Here is a 10,461-nt window from a genome sequence, read left to right on the forward strand (position 1 = left end):
TGATACTTCCTGTATTGCGTAGTTTTTTATTCCCCTCACAAATTTAATCTCAAACCGAACCTTATTACTCTTTTTGCCCTATAGGAGCATTTATGCACACGCCTACCCGCAAGAAAAGCAACCACTTTACCCGTGGCGGACAAGTGACCTTTCACGCCATCACCATGTTCTTCCAAGTGAACAATAAGCTTGTGAAATTCATTGGTTGGGGCGTCGTTGCGCTCACTTTGTTACTGACGTACCTCAATTCCCCGCCTAATGCCTTTTGGGGCGAATTTTATTACTTGCGTAATGTTCTCTACGCAAAGTTAGGAAAGCCCCTCGATAGCCCTGTCACCACCATTTGGGAAGGTGAGCGCTACACTGACACCCTCGCCTCTCAACTGCAAAACTCTGTTCTCCTCGATATCCACGCCACCATTTGGCACAACGTTCAAATCTACTTTCTGATTGCTTTAGTGATAGGTATGGCCATCTTCATGATCGCCTTACGCTTTTTTAAAGAGCAAGGCGAAAAACAGAGTGAAGATTTTCATATCCGAGGCTTTCGCTTAGCCCCGCCAGAAGCCATCACCAAAGAGCTCAAAGCACGAGCAAAAGCCAAGAAGAAACGAGGCTATGGGGATGGGTCAATATCGAGTTTTGAAATCGATGGTCATGCGCTTTTAAAGCAGTACTTCGAAGTTCAGCACTTACTCATTGATGGCACCACCGGGGCAGGCAAATCCATCATGATCCGAAAACTGGTGCGATGGATACGCGCCCAGGGCGATAAAGCCATCATCTACGATAAGGGATGCACCTTTACTGGTAAATTCTACAACCCTGCAACCGACGTTCTCCTCAACCCCTTTGATAAACGCTGCGCTAACTGGGATGTCTGGAGTGATGCGATCGAGGCGCCGGATTTTGAAAACATGGCCGCCGCATTAATCCCTCAACACGGTGAAGGCGATCCGTTCTGGGTCGATTCAGCGCGCACTATTTTTTCCTCTACCGCTTATCGCATGAGTCAAGATGACAAGCCTTGTACCACTGAACGATTGCTCAGTTTGATCTTAACTTCTGAGCTGGAAACACTTGGCAACTTCTTAGAAGGTACTGAGTCCGCTTCTCTTGTCTCAAAGGACATTAAGAAAACCGCGATTTCCATCAAATCGGTATTGGCCACTTACATCAAAAGCCTGCGCTTTTTGGATGGCCTGAATAACGAAGCGCGCCCTGATAAACTCAGACAAAAGTTCTCAATCACAAACTGGGTTCAAGACGATAACCAAAAAGGCTTTTTGTTTCTTTCTAGTAATGCCCAGCAACATGCTTCACTAAGACCACTGATCTCGATGTGGTTAGCCATAGCTTCCAATGCGATTTTAGGACTGAAAGAAGACGAAGATCGCCGTATCTGGGTCATTATGGATGAGATGCCGAGCTTGCATAAGTTGCCGGAGCTGGGCTCTATCATTGCCGAGGTTCGTAAGTTTGGGGGATGCTATCTGATTGGTATTCAATCGTATGCGCAGCTCGTCAAAACCTATGGTAAGAATGCCGCTGAAGAGATGTTCGATTTACTTAACACACGCTTCTTCTTTCGAGCCCCGTCTGAGCCTATGGCACGTATCTCTGCTAAAGACTTGGGTGAACAAGAAGTCGATGTGTCAAAAGAAAATGTCTCTTACGGTGCAAATACCTTGCGTGATGGTGTCTCTCTTGGCCATCAAACCATTACACGCCCTGTCGTATCTGCTAGCGAAATCCAAGCTTTAGATGATCTGCAATGTTATCTACGCTCCCCTGGCATTGATCTCATTACGAGGCTCGATCTGGAATTCGACAAAATGCGTGATGTTTGTTCATCGTTTGATAAACGCACCATTGTGCTTTCGTCTGCAATGAACAAAGTATATGAACAAGCGATCTATCATGAATGCGTCGCACCTGGATTGTATTTGAATGAAGAAGATCGCCGTAAGTTAACCGATGCTCAAGAGGCGAACTTTGAAAACGAAGCACAGATGAAAGTGGAAACCGATCAAATTCAGCAGGCGATAAAAAGTGAGACGGTGAGCGAGCTGGTTAACCAAGACCCGAAGCTAGCCCAAGAGCAAGCCTATCAAGAGGAGGCTCAACGCAACATTGACGAAGCCGCCATTACTCAAGAAGCCGAAATAGGAGAAGTTTACGACTAAGCTCCCTTTACAGCTAACAAGGATAAGACAATGACAGACACTCAAAACCTTCACCCCTTTCAAGTTCCTTTCAAAAATCAGTCTAACGGAAACTACTCCACTGGAAAGCCCACAAAAGAGCAAAGTGAAAAAAAAGAATTCGAGATCGCATTGAAGAAATAGAAGAGCAACAAGCTTGGGAAGCCCTTTGGGGGGAAGATGCGCTTTAAGAGTGAGAGCAACGTATGACGAAAAAACATATCTACGGAATGGGTTTACTGGCTCTCTTTTCGGGAGCCTGTGTGGCTGAACCACTCGGCAATACCACCATTACCTCTTTCAACACCGCCAAGAAGATCATGCAACAGCATGTCTACACCACACCAGAGCTGCGTAAAACACTCTACTGCGGCGCCACATTTAACGTGAAAAAAGAAGTCACTCCCCCAAGTGGGTTCAAGACCAACAAATACAAAAATCGATTAAATCGTTGGGAAGCCGAGCATATCGTTCCGGCAGAAAACTTTGGCCGAACCTTTATTGAGTGGCGCGAAGGACACCCGCAATGCATCGATAACAAAGGAAAAGCGTTTAAAGGCCGTAAATGCGCAGAAAAGGTCAACACCGAGTATCGCTTGATGCAGTCGGATTTGTATAACCTCTACCCTGCAATTGGCAGTGTCAATGCGGCAAGGCAAAACTACAACTTCACATTGCTACCCCATGCGACGTCCAACTTTGGTCAATGCGATGTGCGTATTGATGGTAGGAAAGTACAGCCGCCGGAGCAGGCTCGTGGCGCGATTGCTCGCACGTATTTGTACTTTGAAGCGGTTTACCCTCGATACTCAATGAGTAAAGCGCAAAGGCAGTTAATGCAAGCTTGGGACAAGCAATATCCCGTGACGAAAGTAGAATGTCAGCGAGCTCAACAAATAAAACAACAACAAGGCAATACCAATCCTATCCTTGCCAAGCGTTGTTATTAACCCTCTCCCCTACAACAATCACCAGAGTAGCCATCCCCCTGCATTTTGATACAATGCTCTTGGGCGCTTAGACATAACCATGTCGAAGCGCTAGCCAACACATGGATATGAAAAAGCCCCGAATGAACTATAAATTCAAACGAGGCCTTTACCATGTGTGACAACTTGATATTAGCCTCTTACTTCATAGGAGGCAAGTTATGCCTAAAAAAACGGCTCTCGCAGCCTTAGTCGTGGTCTGCATCACGGCAGTCATTCTCACTGCGCTTTATAAAGGTTCGCTTTGCGATGTCCGATATAAAGACAAAGAGAATGACCTTAGCATCACACTTGCCTACGAAGTAAGATAAGGTCAAAGGGCAAGAGCTCGCTCTTGTCCTTTCCTTTATCTCTTTGTGAACTTGGTTTCTAAGCGCCCCTACTCTTGGTGGTTCCCGTAAAGGAAACACCACTATGATGTCCATCAGCCCTTTAAGATCGCCCTCTAACGCCGCCCAGTACTACTTAAACGAAGAAAACACCCAAGACCACCCAGACACCTCTCTCGAAAAAGACGCAAGTGACAACTATTACCTCAAAGAGAAAGAACAAGGTGAAAACACCTTCTGGCATGGAAAACTGGCCGAAGAAGCTGGATTACTGGGCAAGCCTGTCGAACAAAAAACTTTAGAGACAATCCTCTCTGGCACACTCAATGATGAAACCATTAAGGGCAAGCGAGAAGACCATAAAAGTGGATTCGACCTCACTTTTTCTGCTCCTAAAAACGCCAGCATACTCGCTTTGGTCGGAGGGGATACTCGTCTGATTGAAGCGCACAACAACGCGGTAAAATTTGCCCTCTCAGAGCTAGAGAAAGACGTGGCTCAGGCGACGCACATCAACGAAACAGGTGAGCGCGAATTTCACAATACTCAGTCTATGATTTTTGCGGTCGTTCGTCATAAAACCAGTCGCAACAACGATCCACAAGTTCACTCCCATGCCCTCGCTGCCAATATGACCCGAGATCAGGAAGGCAACTTACGTACACTCGCGTCTAACTTAAAACAAAAAGGCGGCGTCATTAATGGCAGCGGTGAACGAATCTATAACTTCCAAAAGTATTATGGCGCGCTCTATCAAAGTCAGTTCGCCAAAGAGTCTCAAGAACTCGGCTTTCAGATAAAGGGGCTGGGTAACGCTCAATTTGATATCGATGGCGTGCCTGAGTCATTACATAAAGCCTTTTCTACTCGTAAACAGCAAATCGACCAACAGGTGCTCGACTTTGGACACGATTCACGTGCATCAAAAGATGTCGCCGCTCTCGATACCCGACAAAGAAAAACTTACCATAGCGATGCGACCTTAAACCACAAATGGCAACAAACCGTAAAAGGTGAAGGTTTTGACCCTGCCCTTTTGGTCAAACAAAGCCAGGCATTACCACAAAAAAGTGACCATGCCATGCAGCAAGCCCATGACGCATTTTCACATGCAATGACGCATTTGGGGCAGTACTCAACCTCATTGAGCCTTGAGAAAGTGATTGAGGTCGCGGCCTCAGACTTTACTAAAGGAGCACAGCAAGCCAATGCGATTGATTTAAAGCAAGTCGCCGACGAGTGGATAAAAAACGGCCAGCTTGTACCACTGGCTGAGAAAGGACACTACACCTCCCAAGCCATGCTGAAAAACGAAAAAGCGCTCATGGATATCACTAAGGGACGGGCTCATAACATGCGCACGAATATCGATGAGACGACCCTAAACCGTCTCAATATTGCCCAAGATAATCGCCAAAAAGTGGCCGACATTTATGGATCAACCAAACAGTTTCACGTGGTCAACGTGTTTGGCTCTTCCGAGCAAATCGCGCAAAACCTACTTAACGCAGGCAACCACAGTGGTAAGCGAGTACAGCTTGTCTCTCAAACCACCCAACAGCTCCGCCATAATCAACAAAACATCCCCCGAGAAAGCCACACCTTTGCCACTTGGGTTAAGCATTTATTTCAAGACGATCAGCGTCATACCTTACAAGGTCTACTTGATTCTAAGCACCCGCTGACCAACAAGGACATTATTTTAGTCGATAACGTAAACAAAATGAGTGCGAATGACCTACTCTCACTCAGTGAAAAAGCCGGTAACAGCAACAGTAAAGTTATCTTACTTAACCGTGTCTCAAACCGCCAAGGCATGAAAGCGCACAGCGCTATCGACCTTTACAGTAAAGGAAATGTCACGACGCACACCTGGGTCAACAGCAAACAAGCGGATAGCGTCGTGCGACTGCATCATCGAGAGGATCACAACATCGCTCTCACTTACGCCGACTTGCCCGACAAAACCAATGCTCAAGTATTGGCAACCTCTGGAGTCGAACAACGGCGATTAACCAATGAGATACGCGCCGCTTTGAAGAACGATGGCCAACTCTCACGTACCAGTGTCACTGTCTTCACCCAGCAACCGCATTACCTTTCAAAGCCACAACAACAATTTGCAAAGCATTACCAATCCGGTATGACCCTCAGACAATGGGATAAGGGAAAACCTCACGACTTCGTGATCGCCAGTGTCGATAAAGCCTCTAACACCCTAGAGGTGTTGAGCAAAACGGACGGTAAAGCGAGCACTTTTGACCCTTCATCTAAAGCGTTTCAATCTATGAACATGCAATTGTACAAACCAGATGCCCTTGAGATCTCACAAGGTGAACGTATTCTGGCCACAAATAAGCACTTTCCTTCTCAACTCGAAGCCGGACACCGTTACCTTGTCACGTCCATCACTAAAAACTCATTAACACTAACCAATCAACAAGGACAATCAAATACGCTCCCTTTAGATAAATTGAAAGACGCGCCACTCACGTATGACTACGCGTATTCAGCCAATCACTTTGAGCCCAGAGAACATACCTTACTGTCGGGAAAAGCCTTTACGCTCTCAAAAGAGTTGCTTAATGACCTAACAGAAAGCAGCGCTCGCTTAGACATCTTCACAGACCATCCTGAGAAAGCGCAGCAAACTCTAGCAAAAGCCGAAGTCAGGCCGTCAGCCATCGAACGAGTCCTGCACACTCAGAGCATCAATGACCGCTATCTCTCTGAAGCCACAGAGCCAACCCTCAGACACGATATTGAACACGCCATTGATGTACTCGCGAAAGAGCAACACGCGCCCGTGTCGGAGAAAGCGGTGAATTTCGCCCTAAACCACCTGTCAGAAAAAGAGGCCGGATTTACTCAAAAAGAGCTCGTGATTGAGGCGGTACGTTATGCCTTTGAGGAAACCAATAGCCCCATCACCAAAGCGCACATTGAGGCCGAGCTGGCGAAACGCAGTGACGCCCTTTCAGCCGAATACAGTGACGGGACACGTTGGACGACAGAGGCAGCCATCGAAACCGAGAAGCATATCCTCGGGAACATCGAGAAAGGAAAAGGACAGCATAAGCCGTTCAGCACCTCTAAACAGGTTCATCAGTACCTTGAAAACCACCCTCGCCTCACTCATGGCCAAGGTAATGCCATTCATTTGATTTCAACGACACCCGATAGTTTTGTCGGTATTCAAGGTTTAGCCGGTACGGGTAAGTCTACGATGCTCGAAACCAACATCGAGCTCATCGAGCACGTCACCCAAGCGGGAAAAAATAAACCTGATCAAATTATTGGTCTTGCCCCCACTCACTCAGCTGTAAGTGAACTGGAAAGTAAAGGGGTCAAAGCGCAAACACTGGAGAGCTTACTCACCGATATTCGCCAGGGCCGAGCCTCACCAGAAGACTATAAAAACACCTTATTCTTTCTGGATGAGAGTTCGATGGTCAGCAATAAGCAAGCGAAGGAGCTCACTGACTTGGTACAACAAAGCCAATCTAAAGCGGTGTTATTAGGGGATAAAGAGCAATTGCTATCTCTTAATGCGGGTAAGCCGTTCGAGCTGGCCATGACAAAAGGCATCATCGATACCGCGCAGATCATCGACTCAGAGCAAATGACCGACATCATTCGTCAGCGCAACAAAGCGACGTTAGGTGCAGTGCATAACATTCTCGATAAACAACCTGACAGTGCGCTCGACAAACTCAGTCAACAAGGCGCGGATAAACAAGGAAAAACGCAACATGTCATTTCAACACTCACCGATAACCCTCAAGACCCTCGAAAAGCGCAGCAAATCGCGACGGAGAGACTTCCTTATGAAGTGGCGCAAGATTACCTATCACGTACTCAAGAAACGCGCGAAAATACGCTTATCATCGCTTACACGAACAATGAGCGAGATGCCATCACTGAACACATTCGCCACGGTTTAATAAAAAAGAACGAGTTAGGCAAAGAAAATGTCATTGTGCCAAGACTTCGTTCTATCGGCGCCAGTGGCGAAGAGCTCAAAACCATGATGCCGTACCAAAAAGGGCTTGTACTCAGTACCAAGCCAGGGCAATACGGAACCATCACCAAAGTCGATTCTGAACATGGCGTGGTCATGGTAAAGAGCCACGAGACAGGGAAAGAAAGCGCCTTTTTACCAAGGCATCGCGATCATAAGTTTACTGCTCTGTTTTCGGTTTCGCATAAACCGTTATCGACAGGCGATAAGATCATCACCCGCTTTACAGACAAAACTCGCGGCATTAAGGCCAACGTCGTGCACCACATTGTTCAAGCCGACAATAACGCCGTGATTGCCCAATCTAAAAATGGACAATCACTCACGATCGCCCCTGAGAGATTTAAGGATGGTCACTGGGATTACGCCTATACCCGCACCGCAGATATGGCGCAAGGTGCCACGTACCAAAACGTCATTACCTCTATCAAAGGGAAAGGGGCTCTAACTAACCTAAGACGTGCTTATATCGATTTAACAAGGGCGAGTGAACACGTCAGACTCTACACCGACAACCCAAAACAGATGATGAAGAGCTGGTTATCCAAAGAGGTCAACAAAGCCAGTGCGATTGAAACCGTTAAGCAAATAGCCCCTCAATCGACCACGTATTTTAATGACAACGCCCTTCCTCATGAAGACGTTCGTTATCTAAACAAAAATGGCGATTTCGATTACGACAAATTCAGAGAGCACATTAACTCTGAGTTGCCGAAATACACAGAAAGCCTAGCTACTCACCTATTAGGAGCGCCTAACAAATCGAAATCCGATCGAGACTATTTAACGTTTGGGACGGGTAAGTCCGCCATTAAAGTCAGTTTAACGGGGGACTATCGCGGTTATTTCAAAGATTACACAACAGGAGAAAAAGGCTCGCTGATTAATCTAATGATGAGTCACAAAGACCTCAGTTATAAAGAGGCGATGAACGAGGCTCATCACCTCTTAAATAATCCTGAACACTATCAAGTTACAATGAACAAGGATCACGAAAAGCTTATGAATACAACACCAAAACACGTGGCTCAATTTGAACAGCGAGCGAAAGATTATTTACAAGAGAGCCAAGAGCTGAAAGGAACATTAGCCGAGCAATACCTCAATAAGTTAGGCGTTAAAGACGCTGAGAACGACAACGTTCGTTTCCATCCCGCAGTTTACTCGTCAGAAGATAAAGCGTTTCACCCTGCTATGATCGTAAACATTCATAATCAGAAAGGAGAAACCCGAGCGATTGAAATTACCTATCTTGACCATGATGCCAATAAAGACAGTGATATGGATGTGAACCCAAGGGTATTAGGGACTAAATCGAAGCAAATGACTCACTTTAACCAAGGACAGGATTTAAACACCACGATTATTAGTACGGGAATTGAGCAATCATTCATTATTAACGAACATACTCACGGTCAATATGACATCATTAATGTCAACCATAAAAATGACATTCAAAATATAACGCCTGACGAAATACGACAAAATGTCATCATTGTGTTGACCAATCAAAACTTAGACATCAACTCAAACAACATGGAGAAGATTATTGAAAAATTCTCTTCACCTAACATTCACTTTGTCACAGAAGAAGATATTCTCAAGCAAATCACTGAATGTGTTCAGAAATTCGAAGGACAAGATAAAGACATCAATCTCAATATTGCCATTGATGATAGTGTATTTAAACAGCCTAACAGTGATCATAAAGATGTTATTTCGTCTATATACAATGAGCGAGAGAGTAAAGAATTAGAGCACTTTGATCATAAAGAGCACTCACCTCAACAAGATCTTGACTTGAATAGAGATCCAAACGTAGACAAATATCTAGATTTAGACAGAGAGTTAGAGCGGTAAAAAAAAGGGTAGCCAAATGGCTACCCTTTTTTTTTGCCTGCAAGAAATGAATCCACTTGATTATCAATATCGGCTTTAACTTGTCGCCTAACAGGTTGAGACTCTTTTTGATCTTTAAATAACTTCTCACCATCAAATGTCTGACCATGAATAACATCCCCTATCGCAGAGGACTGGCGAACAACCCGATAAATCTCCTCCATCAGTTCACGATTAGACGGACGGTCATCATCACTATCATTCAGCTTGATCCGTAAAGCCAAAGTCAAAAGCTGCCGAGTAGCTTCGGCATCCGAAAGGTTTTCTCTGTCTCTGAATTTGATGAAATCTTGCTTTAATTGACCTCGTAATGAGCTCTGTAATGGGTAAGCACGACTCATATTTTCCACCATTTCCCATCATTGAAATTCATTACACTATCAATGAATTTTCAATGAATCAAATTCAACCTCTAGAGCTTGAAGGCATGCCACAAAAGGGATAAATGATAATTCAATGAACTTTAAATTAAAAATCATTGAATCAGCCTGCATCCCATACCACCAAAGGGATAAATGATATTTCAATGAAACCACATGAAATTCAATTGAAAAAACTGACAAGTTTTAGTGAAGAATTTGAAAATTTTTCCACCATTCAAAATCAAGCTTTAAGAACCCCTATCCTATTGTTTTTAAAGGCTTTAGATTTCCACAGACAACCATTCGGATTGAAAATCAATCCGCCGTGGTGTGTGGTCCCTACTCAAAGCCCCTACGACGCTAACAATGATCACTCATCGGTTAGCCATCTTGAACGGAGGGGTTGCAGCCCGTGCGAAGCCGGAAGCCGATCAATGGCGACTGAATCGGGTCGGTTTGGTAAATCTTAGAAGGAATGGAAAACGGAAAAGGAAGGACATCATAGAACGAGTATTGCACCATTTCGGGGCAATGCTCGTTATTTAAGGTCTGCGGAATAATAAACGCTTTGCACTTTTTGGATATATATTTTTCTGGCGTTCTCGGCTTTGTTGCGTAATTCGATGGAACTAAATCAAGAAACTACGATCTGAGCGG

Annotated in this window: 5 protein-coding genes; 4 read left to right on the forward strand and 1 reads right to left on the reverse strand. The window is 45.1% G+C overall.

Annotated elements, in window-relative coordinates:
* Nucleotides 1-92 precede the first annotated feature (92 nt).
* The 4 genes from traD (at nt 93) to traI (ending at nt 9,403) form a co-directional block, all read left to right on the forward strand.
* A complete protein-coding gene (traD, locus tag OU793_RS05575; RefSeq protein WP_108653700.1) occupies nt 93-2,186 on the forward strand; it encodes a type IV conjugative transfer system coupling protein TraD in 2,094 nt (697 codons plus the stop codon).
* A 224-nt stretch (nt 2,187-2,410) separates the two neighbouring features.
* Nucleotides 2,411-3,154, forward strand: a complete 744-nt coding sequence (locus OU793_RS05580) for an endonuclease (protein ID WP_108653699.1) — start codon at nt 2,411-2,413, stop codon at nt 3,152-3,154.
* 200 nt (nt 3,155-3,354) lie between these two features.
* Nucleotides 3,355-3,504 carry a Hok/Gef family protein gene (locus tag OU793_RS05585; RefSeq protein WP_108653698.1) on the forward strand — a complete coding sequence of 50 codons (150 nt, stop codon included), beginning with the start codon at nt 3,355-3,357 and terminating at the stop codon, nt 3,502-3,504.
* Between the two features lie 103 nt (nt 3,505-3,607).
* Nucleotides 3,608-9,403, forward strand: a complete 5,796-nt coding sequence (gene traI / locus OU793_RS05590; RefSeq protein ID WP_108653697.1) for a conjugative transfer relaxase/helicase TraI — start codon at nt 3,608-3,610, stop codon at nt 9,401-9,403.
* 20 nt (nt 9,404-9,423) lie between these two features.
* On the opposite strand, the gene OU793_RS05595 is transcribed toward traI, so the two are convergent.
* On the reverse strand, nt 9,424-9,783 hold the full coding sequence (locus OU793_RS05595) for a hypothetical protein (RefSeq protein ID WP_108653741.1): 360 nt from the start codon (nt 9,781-9,783) through the stop codon (nt 9,424-9,426).
* Nucleotides 9,784-10,461: the final 678 nt, after the last annotated feature.

This window comes from Vibrio sp. VP6 (assembly GCF_028823755.1).
Taxonomy (GTDB): Bacteria; Pseudomonadota; Gammaproteobacteria; order Enterobacterales; family Vibrionaceae; genus Vibrio; species Vibrio parahaemolyticus.